The organism is Xanthocytophaga agilis (assembly GCF_030068605.1).
Taxonomy (GTDB): domain Bacteria; phylum Bacteroidota; class Bacteroidia; order Cytophagales; family 172606-1; genus Xanthocytophaga; species Xanthocytophaga agilis.
On the sequence record NZ_JASJOU010000001.1, the window covers coordinates 278,576 to 293,201 of the forward strand.

14 protein-coding genes are annotated in these 14,626 nt (G+C 38.2%); 11 read left to right on the forward strand and 3 right to left on the reverse strand.

All coding sequences use genetic code 11. From position 1 onward, the window contains the following. Positions 1–123 precede the first annotated feature (123 nt). Positions 124–684 (forward strand): hypothetical protein, encoded by a 561-nt coding sequence (locus tag QNI22_RS01020; RefSeq protein ID WP_314508740.1) that lies wholly within the window; start codon positions 124–126, stop codon positions 682–684. A 467-nt stretch (positions 685–1,151) separates the two neighbouring features. After that, a complete protein-coding gene (locus tag QNI22_RS01025; RefSeq protein WP_314508741.1) occupies positions 1,152–2,405 on the forward strand; it encodes an MFS transporter in 1,254 nt (417 codons plus the stop codon). Positions 2,406–2,457: 52 nt separating this feature from the next. Here the strand turns inward: QNI22_RS01025 and QNI22_RS01030 are convergent, their stop codons facing one another. After that, positions 2,458–3,039 carry a DUF4136 domain-containing protein gene (locus QNI22_RS01030; protein WP_314508742.1) on the reverse strand — a complete coding sequence of 194 codons (582 nt, stop codon included), beginning with the start codon at positions 3,037–3,039 and terminating at the stop codon, positions 2,458–2,460. Between the two features lie 192 nt (positions 3,040–3,231). Further along, positions 3,232–3,897 (reverse strand): hexitol phosphatase HxpB, encoded by a 666-nt coding sequence (hxpB, locus tag QNI22_RS01035; RefSeq protein WP_314508743.1) that lies wholly within the window; start codon positions 3,895–3,897, stop codon positions 3,232–3,234. A gap of 284 nt (positions 3,898–4,181) precedes the next feature. Between hxpB and QNI22_RS01040 the strand changes: the two genes are divergently transcribed. Both QNI22_RS01040 and QNI22_RS01045 read left to right on the forward strand, forming a co-directional pair. Further along, the gene (locus QNI22_RS01040; protein ID WP_314508744.1) at positions 4,182–5,993 is read left to right on the forward strand and encodes a beta-galactosidase domain 4-containing protein; all 1,812 of its coding nucleotides are present in this window, start codon (positions 4,182–4,184) and stop codon (positions 5,991–5,993) included. Positions 5,994–6,133: 140 nt separating this feature from the next. Beyond that, positions 6,134–6,520 carry an acyl-CoA thioesterase gene (locus tag QNI22_RS01045; protein WP_313984254.1) on the forward strand — a complete coding sequence of 129 codons (387 nt, stop codon included), beginning with the start codon at positions 6,134–6,136 and terminating at the stop codon, positions 6,518–6,520. 82 nt (positions 6,521–6,602) lie between these two features. Here the strand turns inward: QNI22_RS01045 and QNI22_RS01050 are convergent, their stop codons facing one another. Next, positions 6,603–7,049 carry a hypothetical protein gene (locus QNI22_RS01050; RefSeq protein WP_314508745.1) on the reverse strand — a complete coding sequence of 149 codons (447 nt, stop codon included), beginning with the start codon at positions 7,047–7,049 and terminating at the stop codon, positions 6,603–6,605. Positions 7,050–7,505: 456 nt separating this feature from the next. Between QNI22_RS01050 and QNI22_RS01055 the strand changes: the two genes are divergently transcribed. The 7 genes from QNI22_RS01055 to QNI22_RS01085 all read left to right on the forward strand — a co-directional run bounded on the left by QNI22_RS01055 (position 7,506) and on the right by QNI22_RS01085 (position 14,625). Beyond that, positions 7,506–8,117 (forward strand): TetR/AcrR family transcriptional regulator, encoded by a 612-nt coding sequence (locus QNI22_RS01055; protein ID WP_314508746.1) that lies wholly within the window; start codon positions 7,506–7,508, stop codon positions 8,115–8,117. 58 nt (positions 8,118–8,175) lie between these two features. Further along, positions 8,176–9,435 carry a TolC family protein gene (locus tag QNI22_RS01060; RefSeq protein ID WP_314508747.1) on the forward strand — a complete coding sequence of 420 codons (1,260 nt, stop codon included), beginning with the start codon at positions 8,176–8,178 and terminating at the stop codon, positions 9,433–9,435. 36 nt (positions 9,436–9,471) lie between these two features. Beyond that, positions 9,472–10,410, forward strand: a complete 939-nt coding sequence (locus tag QNI22_RS01065) for an HlyD family secretion protein (RefSeq protein ID WP_314508748.1) — start codon at positions 9,472–9,474, stop codon at positions 10,408–10,410. Positions 10,411–10,712: 302 nt separating this feature from the next. After that, a complete protein-coding gene (locus tag QNI22_RS01070) occupies positions 10,713–11,639 on the forward strand; it encodes an ABC transporter ATP-binding protein (RefSeq protein WP_314032609.1) in 927 nt (308 codons plus the stop codon). 12 nt (positions 11,640–11,651) lie between these two features. After that, the gene (locus QNI22_RS01075) at positions 11,652–12,383 is read left to right on the forward strand and encodes an ABC transporter ATP-binding protein (protein ID WP_314508749.1); all 732 of its coding nucleotides are present in this window, start codon (positions 11,652–11,654) and stop codon (positions 12,381–12,383) included. Positions 12,384–12,392: 9 nt separating this feature from the next. Beyond that, positions 12,393–13,496 carry an ABC transporter permease gene (locus QNI22_RS01080; RefSeq protein WP_314508750.1) on the forward strand — a complete coding sequence of 368 codons (1,104 nt, stop codon included), beginning with the start codon at positions 12,393–12,395 and terminating at the stop codon, positions 13,494–13,496. A 13-nt stretch (positions 13,497–13,509) separates the two neighbouring features. Continuing rightward, positions 13,510–14,625 (forward strand): ABC transporter permease, encoded by a 1,116-nt coding sequence (locus QNI22_RS01085; protein WP_314508751.1) that lies wholly within the window; start codon positions 13,510–13,512, stop codon positions 14,623–14,625. Position 14,626 lies beyond the last annotated feature (1 nt).

Here is a 14,626-nt window from a genome sequence, read left to right on the forward strand (position 1 = left end):
GTTTAGATAAACAAACTCTTCTGAATAGTTGTATGCAGAAGAGTTTGTTATTTGAGGATTTCTGAATTTTATATAGGTATTGAAATGATGCTAAACGAGAAACTACTCTAATGGTCTGTCAAAATGAAAAAACTACTTGAAGAGATTGATAAGATTGAATTCACAATTGAACCAAATTATAGTTTTGATTTGGATAAAGAATTTGACCTAATCTCAATGTATTTGAATTTGCGAGATCGGGAATGTTTGAAATATGATTTTGATATTTTTCTTGGAAAAGGAAGATTTATTGTTCACAATAGTTTGGGAGGTAACCTTCTATTTCTTAAAGTGCCAGAACGAATAGAAAAAATCAGGATTGGCTCAAATAGTAATTCTTGCGATTTTGAAGTGTCTGTTATTTTTGAATCAGATAATAGAAGAAAAGAGAATACCAAATATAAACCCAATGCTGGAAAGATAGATAGTACAACCTGGAATGTCTTATGGATTTTTCCTAACTTCTTCAAATATGAAAAAGTAATTCAATGTGCTTTGATGTTGGTGATTGGCAAGATTATAAAGCAAATTTGTGAATATGGACGAACAAGCTTTGCTTACATGAAGATAGAAAATGATTTTGCAATTGAGTTATTGATAGATGGTGAATTGGAGTTTAAATTGAAAATAAAATCCAGCTCGTAATACAAGCTGCATCATACACACAGATTCAGTTCTTATACAATATACTAAGTAAGTTGATAACAAGTTAGTTACGCTTAGTTACACATTTAAGTAGTTGTAGATGAGGTTAGTTACACTTGTTTCTCATATATGTGTATATAGTATAATATAATACTATATAAAGAGGTATAGTTGCTGTTCTATTGTTTCTGGGAGCTTTTGCGAAAAATGGCAAAAATATGTAGCCAGTGTTATCTGTCTCATTATTAATGTGTTACAGTGTGGCTATATGTGTAACCATGTGTATCCTGTGTAACTGGATTAGGACTACTGTTTAGCAGAAAGCATATGCTAAGTTTTAGTACCAATAAGGCAGAAAAAACTCTTTTTTCATGTTTTTATGCAGAAAGAGTAGTCAGTATTGTACTTTTTAGTATGTTTAGTTATAAGTAAGCTTAAAATTTCATATCCGTTTTTCTGCTTCTATAATGAAAACCCGATACAAGGTACTAGCTGCGCTATTTCTTCTTTCTATTATCACTTTTCTGGATCGGGTTTGTATGAATGTGGTGAGCAAATATGTAAAATCCGACCTTGGATTGAACAATGAGCAGTTTGGGTATGTATTGGGAGCATTCTCATTAGCCTATGCCTTGTTTGAGATCCCTACAGGTGTGCTGGGTGATAGAATTGGCCCCAGAAGGGTGTTGACTCGGGTTGTATTATGGTGGTCTGCTTTTACAGCGTTAACCGGAACGGCTTTCCATTTTATTTATCTCATTGTGATTCGTTTTTTATTTGGGGCAGGCGAAGCAGGTGCTTATCCCAATGCGTCTATTGTCATATCCCGTTGGTTTCCGGCGGTAGAAGTAGGGCGGGCACAATCTGTAATATGGGCTGCCGGACGCATTGGTGGGGCTTTAACTCCGTTGTTGGTAATTCCTCTGGTGCATGCATTGGGGTGGCGCTGGGCATTTCTGGTATTGGGTATAGCGGGTGTTATATGGGCTGCAGGATGGTATTTCTGGTTTAGAGATATACCTGCCGAGAAGGAGGGGATAACAGCCGAAGAGGTACAGGAAATAGAATCAGGTCGGAAGCAAACTGCTGCTACACATCATGTTTCCTGGCAACTTATTCTGCGTAATCCTAACATCTGGATTCTGATGCTGATGTGTCATCTATTTTTTTATGCAGCTTATTTCTTTACTAACTGGTCTGCAACCTATTTTCAGGAGGGGAGAGGGTTATCTGAAGAGCAAACCAAAAACTTCATCTCATTATCATATTTTCTGGGAGCAGTTGGCTGTATTGTGGGTGGATATGTGAGTGATGTGTTAACCAAAAAATATGGTCTTAAAGTTGGGCGAAGAGCTGTCGGAATGATAGGGTTAGGGCTATCCAGCATTTTCTTTTTGTTATCAGGACTAACAACAGATAACGAGTTAGCTGGTTATCTGTTAGCCATTTGTGTATTTCTGAAAGACTTAACTTTACCTGTTGCTTTTGCAGTCTGTGTGGATATTGGTAAGCAGCATTCCGGTACAGTTGCGGGTGCTATGAACTTTGCCGGACAACTCGGTGGCTTTTTTGTAACTATATTGTTCGGGACTATTGTTCAGAAGACTGGTAATTTTAATTATCCCTTATTTTTGATTGCTGGGTGTCTGGCTGTTGGTGCATTGCTCTGGCTGAAGATAGATCCTACCCGATCACTGCATAGTTCAGATATCGAAAAGTAAACCCTCAGACTAGAAGTTTGAGGGTTTACTTTGTTCTCTTCTATAAGAGAATCTATTTTTTATTCCCCAGATTATCTGCTCTGGCGGGATAATCCTGATAAATTAAGTTCACAGCTTCTTTAATCTTTTCCTCTTCTTTATTAAATGTAGTACCATTCATTAAGCCAGAAGCAAATCCACGCCAGATGGTTTCTCCTGATTTAGTGTCTATGACATTAACAATTAATGTACCACGTTCAACATTGTAAGAAGTAGTGTCTTCTGGTTGGCGAACTTCCTGTGAACCCCAATATGACGTACCATAACCGGTATATCCTTTGAGTGTAGTTGGTTGATCAAAAACACGGAAGTTAACAATTATATCCGGTGATTGAGATACTTTCTCATATCCTCTTCCATCCATTTCATACCCTACTGCACTTCGAATACGTTCTTTTAAAACCAGGTCATTGAGAAAATAGATACCTGGATCAAGTTTGCTATCTACCTGAGATGCCCATGCATAGGTTTTGTATTTTGACCAGTCAATGTTAAGTTGTTTATCACTATTGACCTGAACATTCTGCTTCTGCTGTTTCTGGGCCATTACCTGAATGGATACAAGTAAGCCTATAATAAGAATTTTAAGTTTCATTGCTAACCTCCTTTTTATATAACATTTTAAAAACATGACTAAAACCAAAAAAAGCATGCCTTTTAAAATGTGGAGGTTAGCAGGATTAATTTAAAGGGAATAATTTTTATGTATAGATAAACTTGCTCATATTGAGGGTGTTAAATTCACTAAGAGACTGCTTGATCTTCATCACGCAGCAGAAAGTATAGATTAGGGTAACTTGTTTAACTGTTCCCATACAGATTCTGTGAAGTCTAGTAAAGACGCAATTTTCAGACTAGCTTCCCCATATTCTGGTCTTGTAAAACTTTCCGGAGCTGGTACAGCTACAACTTTCATCCCAGCTTTAAGTCCTGCCCGCATACCATTTACAGAGTCTTCCAGTGCCAGACAATGGGGAGCAGGTATCCCAAGTTTCTTAGCTGTGGTGATATAGACAGCTGGATCTGGTTTGCCTTTTGCCTCCAACGTGCCTGAGTGTATTACTGAGAATAAATGACGGATCTTTAATTTTTCCAGTACTGCTTCAATCAATGCCATGCTAGACGAAGACGCTACAGCCATTGGAATAGACTTCTTAGCTACAAAATCTAATATCTCATATACACCTGGTAGAACTTCTGCATGCCGTGAGATATGATAGAGGGCCGTTGCATTTAAGTCTGCTGTTACTTCAGCGGGTGTTCTGTTTTTCCAGGGTTGACGTTGGTACCAGTAGTTAATCACTTCATCAGTGCGTAGTCCAGTAGTTTGATAGGTCATAGATTCTGTTAGTAGTACGCCTACTTTGGCAAATACCTCTATTTCTGCTATTCTCCATTGTGGCTCCGAGTCGATAAGCAGACCGTCCATATCAAAAATAATTGCTTGAATCATATTTGTATAGTTTGAAAAATATGTAATCTCAAAATAAAAAAAGTGTCTGTTTAGAGAGCTTGCTCCAATGTTTAGACACGCAGGATGGTGATCAACTAAGGATTTTTCAACATCAAGGATAGAGAAAACAGATAAAATCTCCAAGTATAAGCCTGCTTTTATGCTGATTTATGAATAGTCATAAGCAATCTCTATATTGGTGAAATAAAAGGTATTCGCTTATTGATCAGGTTATTATGAAGTTAGAGGGTATTTGGTATATGTTTAAATCTGTAGTTTATTTTTTGACTTTTTTCATTTGTATAAATTTATCTGCTCAATCTGCTGATGAGGTATGGAAAGATGTGGTACAGCCGGGACCTACACCTATACCATATGAAAGTATCAAACAGATACTTCCGAATGGGGAGAGCCATTCTCCTTTTTTTAAAGACATAACTCAGGCATTGATTCCAAAAGTAGTAACTCAAAAAGCTATCTCTTCTTCAAAAAAAAGCAGTAATCAGACTGTATCATCCTATACGAGCTATACATCTTTTCAGGTGCCAGACAACTGGAAAGGTAAAATGGTATTTGTTCTTTTTGAGCCTCAGCCTATTTCGTTTACACTTTTCATTGATACTAAAAAGATCACTGTCATTGAAAAAGCAATACCTGTTAAAATAAATATTACTCCATACATAGATAAGCAAGACAACTACATAGACATACGCGTTGAAGGTTCTGCAATAAAAAAAGGAACTACATTCAACCGCATTTCTCTGCTTGCTACCCCTCAAGTACATATTGATGATTATTATCTATTTGAGGAGTACTGCAAGCTTCCCAATCGAATGACTGACTGGAATGTAAAGTTTACTACACGAAACTATTCAGAAGTGAGTTATTTGTATAAATATCATTATTTGTTTGCTCTCTTTGATCAGGATAATAGAGCGGTTGAGATAGACTCATTCAATCATGAAGAAATTGGGAGGGCATTAGATAAAGGAGACTCTTATCCATTTGGTGTTTACCATTATGGTCTTCATAATTTTAAACGATGGAATAGTGAAAGCCACTATCTGTATCATTTTACTTTACAAGCAATAGATTCTTCTTGCCAGATTGCCGAAGTTATTGGTGGTAGTACAGGGTTTAGAGTAGTTGATGTACGTAATAACAAACTCTATCTGGGTAATATTCCGGTAAGTTCCCCTATTACGATACAGGCTGTTCAGTATACTCCTCCTGTTTCCTATGATTCGGTATGGTCTAAAGAGAGTATGCGTACTATTCTGCAATCTATTAAAGACAAGCATGTCAATGCCGTTATTCTACCTCCTTCACAGACTAGTACCCCCTTATATGAATTATGTGATGAAATAGGACTATACATTATTCAGAAAATGGATAGCCTGGACCAAAAGTCGCTTACTGGACTTTCCGTTGAAGAAAAGCAGAAGAAAAAAGACCTGTTTTATGCTAATTTGGCATTATCCATTCGTCAACTTAGAAAGCATCCCTCAGTCATTATATGGCAACTAAATCAGAAGTTTATTTCACTGACAGAAGATAAATTTCTGATTGACCTGATCAACAAAGAAGATGGAGGAAGACCTGTGGTATTTACCAATAAAACCTATTCCCGGTATGCTACCTGGGCAAAAAGTCTGGCAGCAGATTGGGAATTGTCTCCTGTATGGAATAATTTATCTCAAGCCCGTAAAGAACAGCTCAAGAAAGAGTATCAATATGCTGATTTTACCATAAAGCAACATACAGACAATCGAATCATTATTAAAAACATATACGATTTTACCCGATTGGACAATGTGTATTTGCAATGGTCTATTAATGAAAACGGAAAATTGATTTCAGAAGGGACGATAGATTCATTGGATATTCTTCCTCATAAAGAACAATTAGTAGTACTTCCTTTTGATTTAAAGGAGTACAAAAGCCGTACTGGAATTGTATTTAGGTTTAGCCTGAAATCAAAAGAAGGTGCAATGGGTAAGACTCCCGATGAGGAAATTGCTTGGGAAGAGTTTGTGTTTGTTCACTCTGAAAATGGGACTTACCTGATTAAAACTGCCGATGTAAGGGATAAATAAACTTGTTCTCATACTTGCCTTCCTAATGATTTGCTTGCAAATAGTACTTATAACAATTCTTCTATTGTTTGTGTAAAACATAGGTATTCTGTAGTCGACCTGTATCTTTACCCAAATTTTAGATAAACCATACACTGATTATGACTTTAGAAGAACGGATCAAACATGCGGAAACGCGTGTATTTAAAACGGTATTTCCTAACAACACCAATCACTATGACACTTTATTTGGGGGAACTGCGTTATCGATGATGGATGAGACGGCATTTATCGCAGCTACCCGCTTTACCCGATTACGTTGTGTAACTGTATCTTCTGATAAAATAGACTTCAAGCATCCTATTCCTGCCGGAACCATTATAGAGCTGGTGGCCAGGGTAAAAGAAGTAGGTAATTCCAGTTTGAAAGTAGAAGTAGAAATCTTTGTGGAACAAATGTATTCGGAAGATAGGGAGAAGGCTGTAAGTGGTACCTTTACATTTGTGGCAGTAGGAGAAGACAAAAAGCCCATTGCCATTCCTAAATAAAGAAGAGTTATCCTGAGAAAAGTAAACTCCCCTGTTTCTAATTCTCGAAACAGGGGAGTTTGTATATATAGTTTTTAGAACCTTATTGGACTATCCGTGAACAACTCACCAATGTCTCAAGTCGATGTCTTTTAGAACCCATCTGTCTCGTTTCTGAACGAAATAATTTTAGTTGTGCACCAGACAAGTACTGAATCTGCCACTGAATAGCTTCACCTGATTCGGTAGTCACAGTAACCAGATTGCCTTCTTTATTGATATCCCATTTTCCCTTAATAGAAAAAGCCCCTTGAGTCAGGCTAAACGTATTGTCTCCCTGAAAGGTATAAACTTCTGTATTGGTAGAGTTTTCTTTGTCTATTAGTGTATTATTGGTAAAGGTATTATTCGTGATTATAGTACTTTTCCAGATTCCTGACAACAGCCGATTGTTAACTGTAGTTGTAGTTGAATAGGTATTCATCACTGGACTAACTGCTATTAGGAGAACCACTAGTGATATGGGAAGAAAAAGCAATGGTGTTTTCATACTAGTCCTTTATTTTTCCCTATATAACGATTAAAAGGCAAAGGTAGATATTAATGCCAGTGACAGAAGGCAAAGCTTGAGGTGATGTATGACTCTGTATTGATACAAAGCAGAACAGTATTGCAGGTGTATTATAGCAGTTTGTCATAATGTGTTGATTTTTAGTGTGTTTCAAGAGGAGTTATGAGGTTTTTAAATTATTTTAAGTATGTATGATTCATAGAAATTTTGTCTGAAAGTGTTTTGGAATCATGCTCTTTATATAAGCTATACCAGTCTTTCTTTTTACCGGAGAACTTCTAACTTCTAAAAGGTTGATGTATCAAAAGATGCCTTGTGAAATAACTATTTTAAACATGTGTTTAAAATAGTTTACTTAATATTTGTTTCTTTCGTTAACCTTCTCTTATATTTGATTCCAGATACTAAAATGAGAACTCAGAAGGAGTCTACTGAATGCCTGAAATAAATAAAGATACAGAAGCCAAAATAAAAGAAGCAGCAAAGCGGATTTTTGTTCAAAAAGGATTTGATGGAGCAAGAGTACGGGATATCGCAGAAGAGGCTGGAGTAAATATTGCGTTGATGAATTATTATTTTCGTAGTAAAGAGCAGTTGTTTGAACAGATATATACCGAAGTATTCACAGGGTTCTTTAATCGTATTTTATCTATACTCAATGAAGAAACTCCGTTTGAAGTGAAAATATGGCAATTAGTTGATAAATACATAGACTTCTTATTGGAAAACGCTATGGTACCTTCCTTTGTACTATCGGAACTTACCAGAAATGATGGACAGATATTTAAGAAATTTAATGTAAGTGGAGTGATCCAAAATGCCTATTTTACTAAACAGCTTAAAGATGAAATAGAGAAGGGAAATTACCGGGATATTGAGCCATTACAACTTATTATGACAATACTGGGCAGCATGGTGTTTCCTTTTATTGCTAAACCTGTAGTTCGATATATTGGTGATCTGGATGAGAAAGGGTTCCAGGCATTTGTTATGGAACGCAAAAAGATTATTCCTGTCATGATTATGACCTATCTACGTACTAAGTAAAATTTTTTATTCTTAAGTTAAACAAATTTTTAAAATAATATTTTAATCTCATGTTTTTATGGTAAGACTCTGGTTTTTGTTAGTAAGCAGCTTTGTCTGTTTGGCTGGCCAGGCTCAGCAAACAATCACGTTGGAACAATGTTACACCTCTGCTCGTGAAACGTATCCATTAGTCAGTCAGAAAACTTTGCAGGAACAGATAGGCCACCTGAATGTGAAGAACATTCAAACTAATCGCTATCTACCTCAACTAGCTATCAATGGACAGGCTAGCTGGCAGAATGAAGTGACACAACTGCCCATTCATATACCTAATATTGAAATCACCCCTCTCAGCAAAGATCAATATAAACTGACACTTGATGCGAACTATATATTATTTGATGGGAGTACCGCTTCTGCCCAGACCCAACTTCAACGGGCAAGTGTAGTGGTAGAGCAGCAGAAAATAGAGGTAGAGCTAAACAAACTAAAAGATCAGGTAAATGTCTACTATCTCAATGCATTGTTGCTTGATGAGAATATTGCCTTGACAAAAGTTCTTCAGGAAGATCTAAAGGCTCGTATGGATAAACTTTCCGCAGGTGTAAAGTATGGTACCAGTATCCAAAGTAATGTAGATGTGTTGCAGGCAGAATACCTGAAAGCAGACCAGCGACTCATTGAAATGGAGGCTTCACGAAAGGGATTCCGGGATATGCTGGCATTGCTCACAGGACTTTCTATAGATCAGAATACCACATTACAGATGCCGCAGACAGCTATAGTTTCGCAAGAAATCAAACGTCCCGAAAGCCAATTGTTTAACTATCAGAAGACCATATTTGAGTCTCAGACTCGCCTAATCAACAGTAAGAGTACCCCACGTATCAGTGCTTTCATTCAAACAGGTTATGGCCGTCCTGCACTTAACTTTCTCAGCAATGAGTTCAAAGGCTTATTTATAGGAGGTATCCGGCTCAACTGGAATCTATCCAGTTTGTATACAATGAAAAATGAAAAGTCTGTGCTGAGACTGAACCAGCAGCTGATCGATAGCCAGAAAGGTGTTTTTGATAAAAACCTGACTATACAGCTTCGTCAGCAGCAGACTGAGATTGACAAGCTACGAGGCCTGATTACCAAAGATAATGAACTGGTTGCTTTACGAATCCGCATCAAAACAACTTCTGCTGCTCAGCTTGAAAATGGTGTGGCTACTGCCAGTGATTATGTTAATGATCTAAATGCTGAAAATCAGGCGAAACTAAATCAGAAAATACATGAATTTCAATTGCTGATGGCTCAGATTACCTATCGAACTGTCACTGGAAATTAAGCTATCTATCGGAATACAAAACATACTCATCTTTCTATGAAACGGATTCTTCTCATATTTCTAATGGTTGCAATTAATTCCTGCAATAAGAGTGCGGATATATCGGATGCATATGGCAATTTTGAAGCTGTTGAAACTATTGTCTCAGCAGAAGCTACCGGAGAACTTACTTCTTTCGCTGTAGAGGAAGGTCAGTCGCTTGAAGCGGGCAAGCAGGTGGGTCAGATTGACACTGTACAACTTTCTTTGCGAAAAGCGCAACTGGAAGCAAGTCTGAATGCTATTGCCAGTAAAACGCCAAACATTGCTTCTCAGTTATCGTATTTTGAAAAACAGATCAGTGTATCTCAGCAACAACTGGATTATCTGCAAAAAGAAAAAGCTCGAACACAAAATCTGATTGCCAGCAATGCAGCACCTACCAAACAACTGGATGATATTAACAATCAGATCGAAGCTGCTCAGAAGCAGATCGCATTGATTCGTCAACAACGGGAGGCACAATTTTCAGCCCTTTCTACTCAGAAGAGTGGTATCACATCCGAAGCACTACCCATGCAAAAGCAGATAGAGCAAACCGAAGATCAGATTCGAAAGTCGACTATTCTGAATCCCTCAGCCGGAACAGTTACCGTAAAACTGGCAGAACCACATGAAATCGTTAGTTATGGAAAACCTTTATACAAGATTGCAGACCTGAATACCATTATCCTCAGAGCCTATGTAAGCGGTGATCAGCTGGTCAATGTCAAAGTAGGGCAGCAGGTAAAGGTGTTGGTTGATGCTCCTGATGATACCTATAAAGAGTATGCAGGTACAGTTTCCTGGATATCCAGTAAAGCGGAGTTTACTCCCAAAGTTATCCAGACAAAAGAAGAACGGGTAAACCTGGTCTATGCGATGAAAATCCTTGTAAAAAATGACGGCGGTCTGAAGATTGGCATGCCCGGCGAAGTGAGGTTTGCTGCAAAATAAGTTGATCGGAATTCACGACAAAGCTTTACTTGCGGTGAATTCCGATCAAAAAATGTTTTGCTGTGAGTTATGCGCAATAAAACTTTTGCGGTGAACTATGCACATGAGAAAAAATGATCGGAACTCTGGTCAAATAAAAAACTGCTGTGAGTTATGATCAAAACGCTCTTTAACGGAGGGACAATTCATACAGACCCAAACAAAAGCTTTGCCTTGAATTATGCGCATGCAACATAGATGTTGTAAACCAAGCACAAAGACAATTTTAACTGGAAAAGAAAACTATACATGGATTCAGACATATGAATGCTATCATAGTAGATAATATTAGTAAAGCGTATGGCAACATCCAGGCTGTCAGTAATGTATCTTTTGAAGTCAGAGAAGGAGAGTTGTTTGGACTGATTGGGCCTGATGGCGCAGGGAAGACAACCCTATTTAAAATGCTGGTTACGCTCTTATTTCCGGATCAGGGGAGAGCAGTGGTTAATGGAAAAGACATTGTCAAAGACTTTCTGCAATTGCGTACTCAGGTAGGGTACATGCCTGGAAAATTTTCCCTATATCAGGATCTGACCATTGAAGAGAATCTGGACTTCTTTGCTACTGTCTTTGGAACATCTATTCAAGAAAACTATGATCTGATTAAAGATATTTATGTACAGATAGAGCCCTTTAAAACAAGGCGTGCTGGCAAGTTGTCTGGTGGGATGAAGCAAAAGCTGGCGTTGTGTTGTGCTCTGATTCACAAACCAGAAGTATTGTTTCTGGACGAACCCACTACAGGAGTGGATGCTGTGTCCAGAAAGGAGTTCTGGGATATGCTGAAAAGCCTGAAACAACGGGGACTAACAATTCTGGTTTCAACACCCTATATGGATGAAGCTGGTTTGTGTGACCGGATCGCTTTAATGCAGGGAGGAAAGATTCTCGCAGTAGATACTCCACAAGACATAACTAAACTTTTTCAACGGCCCTTATTTGCTGTAAAAGCAGCTGAAACCTTCCGTTTGATTCAGGATTTGCGCAACGCATCTTTTACCCATTCCTGTTATGCATTTGGCGAATACCTACATCTGGCATTAGAACATGAAACAACTTCTAGAGATATCGAAGCCTACCTGGCCTCTCATAATCATAGACAGATTGATATTAAGCGCATTGATCCAGGTATTGAAGACTGTTTTATGGATTTAATAAGTCAGACAAGTGTACCTGCACAATCTTAAACAACTCAGTGTATGAAGGCTGTAATTACCAATAGGCTCACGAAAAAGTTTGGCGATTTCATTGCTACCAATGCGATAACTTTTGAAGTAGAGGAAGGAGAGATATTTGGGTTTCTGGGAGCAAATGGAGCAGGCAAGACTACAGCTATGCGTATGCTGTGCGGGTTGTTAACTCCTAGTTCGGGAGAGGCTCAGGTTGCAGGTTTTGATGTTTATACACATACAGAGAAAATAAAACAGAATATTGGGTATATGAGCCAGAAGTTTTCCCTATATGAAGACCTGACCATTCGGGAAAATATCAAGTTCTATGGTGGAATATATGGATTGCGTTTATCTGATATCAAAGACAAAACAGCTGGTATTCTGGAAAAGCTGCAATTACAAAAGGTGGCCGATGCTTTAACAGCTTCATTACCTCTGGGATGGAAGCAGAAACTGGCTTTTTCGGTTGCTATGTTGCATCAGCCCAAAGTTGTCTTTCTCGATGAACCTACTGGTGGTGTTGATCCCATTACCCGAAGGCAGTTCTGGGAGATGATCTATGAAGCTGCTGCCAGGGGCACAACCATCTTTGTGACAACCCATTATATGGACGAGGCTGAATATTGTAATCGGGTTTCTATTATGGTAGATGGCAAGATACAGGCACTAGACACACCCAAAGGCTTAAAAGAAACTTATCAGGTCGATTCTATGGATGGAGTTTTTCAGATTCTGGCTCGTGGTACATCAACCAAATAAATCTGTATTATGAAACGATTTCTCGCATTTGTTAAAAAGGAGTTTTTCCATATTCTGCGTGACAGGCGTACCTTGCTGATCCTGTTTGGGTTGCCATTTGTTCAGGTACTATTGTTTGGTTTTGCACTAAGCAATGAGATTAAAAATGCCAACATCGCTATTCTGGACAATGATAAGAGCTTACACACACAACAGATTACTGCTCGATTACTCTCTTCCGGATACTTTCAGGTATATCAGAATTTATCTTCTTATAAGGAAATAGATCAGACCTTCCGAAAAGGAGTAATTAAGATGGTGGTAGTATTTCCTGCTCAGTTTAGTTATGACTATGAACATGGTCGTACTGCCCAGATACAGATAATCGCTGATGCCTCAGAGCAGAATACGGCTATCTCACTCACCAACTATGCCTCTGCTATTATTCAGGGCTATACAACCTCTGTAGCAGGGTCGATTGCTCCGATGTATATTGATGTCAATACCCAAATGGTTTTCAATCCGGAACTAAAGGGAGCTTTTGTCTTTGTGCCTGGTGTGATGACATTGGTATTGTTGCTGGTTTCTGCTATGATGACTTCTGTGACAATAGCCCGTGAAAAGGAAATGGGAACCATGGAAGTATTATTTGTTTCTCCTCTGAGTCAATGGCAGATTATTTTAGGGAAAGTGATTCCTTATCTGGCATTGTCCTTTGTAAATGGTTGTGTGATACTGATTCTAGGCGTGTTTTTGCTGGAATTGCCTATGAATGGCAATCTCCTGTTGTTATTACTGGAGACCTTGCTCTTTATTTTTCTTGCACTCTCCATTGGTGTATTTATTTCTTCTTTGACAGATTCGCAACTGGTAGCCATGTTTGCGTCAATGGTGATTATGCTTCTGCCAACGATTTTCCTTTCGGGATTTATATTTCCAATAGAAAGTATGCCCAAGGGACTACAAGTGATATCGAATATCATACCCGCAAAATATTTTATAAGGATTGTCAAAAATATCATGATCAAAGGAATCGGGGTAAGGGCTATAGCATTGGATACATTGATATTGGCTGTAATGGCTTTGTTCTTTATTGGTTTGAGTATTCGTAATCTGAAAACACATCTTGCATAAAATAAGAAGTATTATGAGAAAGATACTCTTTATCGTTGAAAAGGAGTTCAAACAGATTTTTCGGAATGTGGTGTTACTCCGTATGATGATGATTGCTCCTGTTATGCAACTGGTATTATTATCATTGGCGGCTAACTTTGAAGTTAAGAATCTGAAAATTGCTGTGGTAGATCAGGATCATTCTACCTTTTCCAGACGGCTGGTAAGTAAATTTCAGTATATTGACAATTTTAAACTGACAGGTTTTTCTCCCAGTTATAAGCTAGCAGAAGAACAGCTATTGCTTGATAAGATAGATATTGTACTGGTTATTCCAGCTCATTTTGAACGGGACTTGTATCGCGACAACCGATCTGGTGTACAGTTAATGGTAAATGCCATTGATGGTTCTAAAGCTGGTATTGCCAGTGGATATGCTTCAACCATTATTCAGGACTTTAATGGAGATATCAGAATTGAAAATGTTCCCGTGCGTAAGGGTGAGGTACAACAGGTAGATATTGTCAATCAGTACTGGTATAATCCCCGATTGGAATACCGTACGTTTATGGTGCCTGGAATTTTGTTTGAGTTACTATTACTGGTAGGAGGGTTAATTGCGGCCTTGAATATCGTACGTGAGAAAGAAATGGGAACCATGGAACAACTCAATGTCACACCAATTCAGAAGTATGAATTTATACTGGGTAAACTGATTCCGTTTGTAGTCATTGGATTAGTGCAGTTTACATTAGGTCTGATTGTAGCAAAGTTTATCTTTCGTGTGCCAATGGAAGGAAGCTTGTTATTGCTATATGTGTTTGCACTACTCTTTCTGATCTTATGTGTAGGGTTAGGATTGTTGATTTCTACTATTTCTGATACCATGCAGCAGGCCATGTTTGTTGCCTTTTTTATGCTGGTACTGTTTATCCTGCTTAGTGGATTGTTTTCACCCACCGAAAATATGCCTCAGTGGGCACAATGGCTGGATACGATTAATCCATTAAAGTATATCATAGAAGTAGCCCGAAATACCATGCTCAAAGGCAGCACCTTTGCCGATGTTCGGTCACATTTCTTTGCTTTACTAGCAATTGCACTGGCAATAAATGGTTTGGCTATCTGGCGCTATCGTAAGACTGTATAAC

Coding starts and splice junctions, on each gene's coding strand:
- QNI22_RS01020 (WP_314508740.1), top strand. CDS start 124: ATGAAAAAACTACTTGAAGAGATTGATAAGATTGAATTCACAATTGAA.
- QNI22_RS01025 (WP_314508741.1), top strand. CDS start 1,152: ATGAAAACCCGATACAAGGTACTAGCTGCGCTATTTCTTCTTTCTATT.
- QNI22_RS01030 (WP_314508742.1), bottom strand. CDS start 3,039: ATGAAACTTAAAATTCTTATTATAGGCTTACTTGTATCCATTCAGGTA.
- hxpB (WP_314508743.1), bottom strand. CDS start 3,897: ATGATTCAAGCAATTATTTTTGATATGGACGGTCTGCTTATCGACTCG.
- QNI22_RS01045 (WP_313984254.1), top strand. CDS start 6,134: ATGACTTTAGAAGAACGGATCAAACATGCGGAAACGCGTGTATTTAAA.
- QNI22_RS01050 (WP_314508745.1), bottom strand. CDS start 7,049: ATGAAAACACCATTGCTTTTTCTTCCCATATCACTAGTGGTTCTCCTA.
- QNI22_RS01055 (WP_314508746.1), top strand. CDS start 7,506: ATGCCTGAAATAAATAAAGATACAGAAGCCAAAATAAAAGAAGCAGCA.
- QNI22_RS01060 (WP_314508747.1), top strand. CDS start 8,176: ATGGTAAGACTCTGGTTTTTGTTAGTAAGCAGCTTTGTCTGTTTGGCT.
- QNI22_RS01065 (WP_314508748.1), top strand. CDS start 9,472: ATGAAACGGATTCTTCTCATATTTCTAATGGTTGCAATTAATTCCTGC.
- QNI22_RS01070 (WP_314032609.1), top strand. CDS start 10,713: ATGAATGCTATCATAGTAGATAATATTAGTAAAGCGTATGGCAACATC.
- QNI22_RS01075 (WP_314508749.1), top strand. CDS start 11,652: ATGAAGGCTGTAATTACCAATAGGCTCACGAAAAAGTTTGGCGATTTC.
- QNI22_RS01080 (WP_314508750.1), top strand. CDS start 12,393: ATGAAACGATTTCTCGCATTTGTTAAAAAGGAGTTTTTCCATATTCTG.
- QNI22_RS01085 (WP_314508751.1), top strand. CDS start 13,510: ATGAGAAAGATACTCTTTATCGTTGAAAAGGAGTTCAAACAGATTTTT.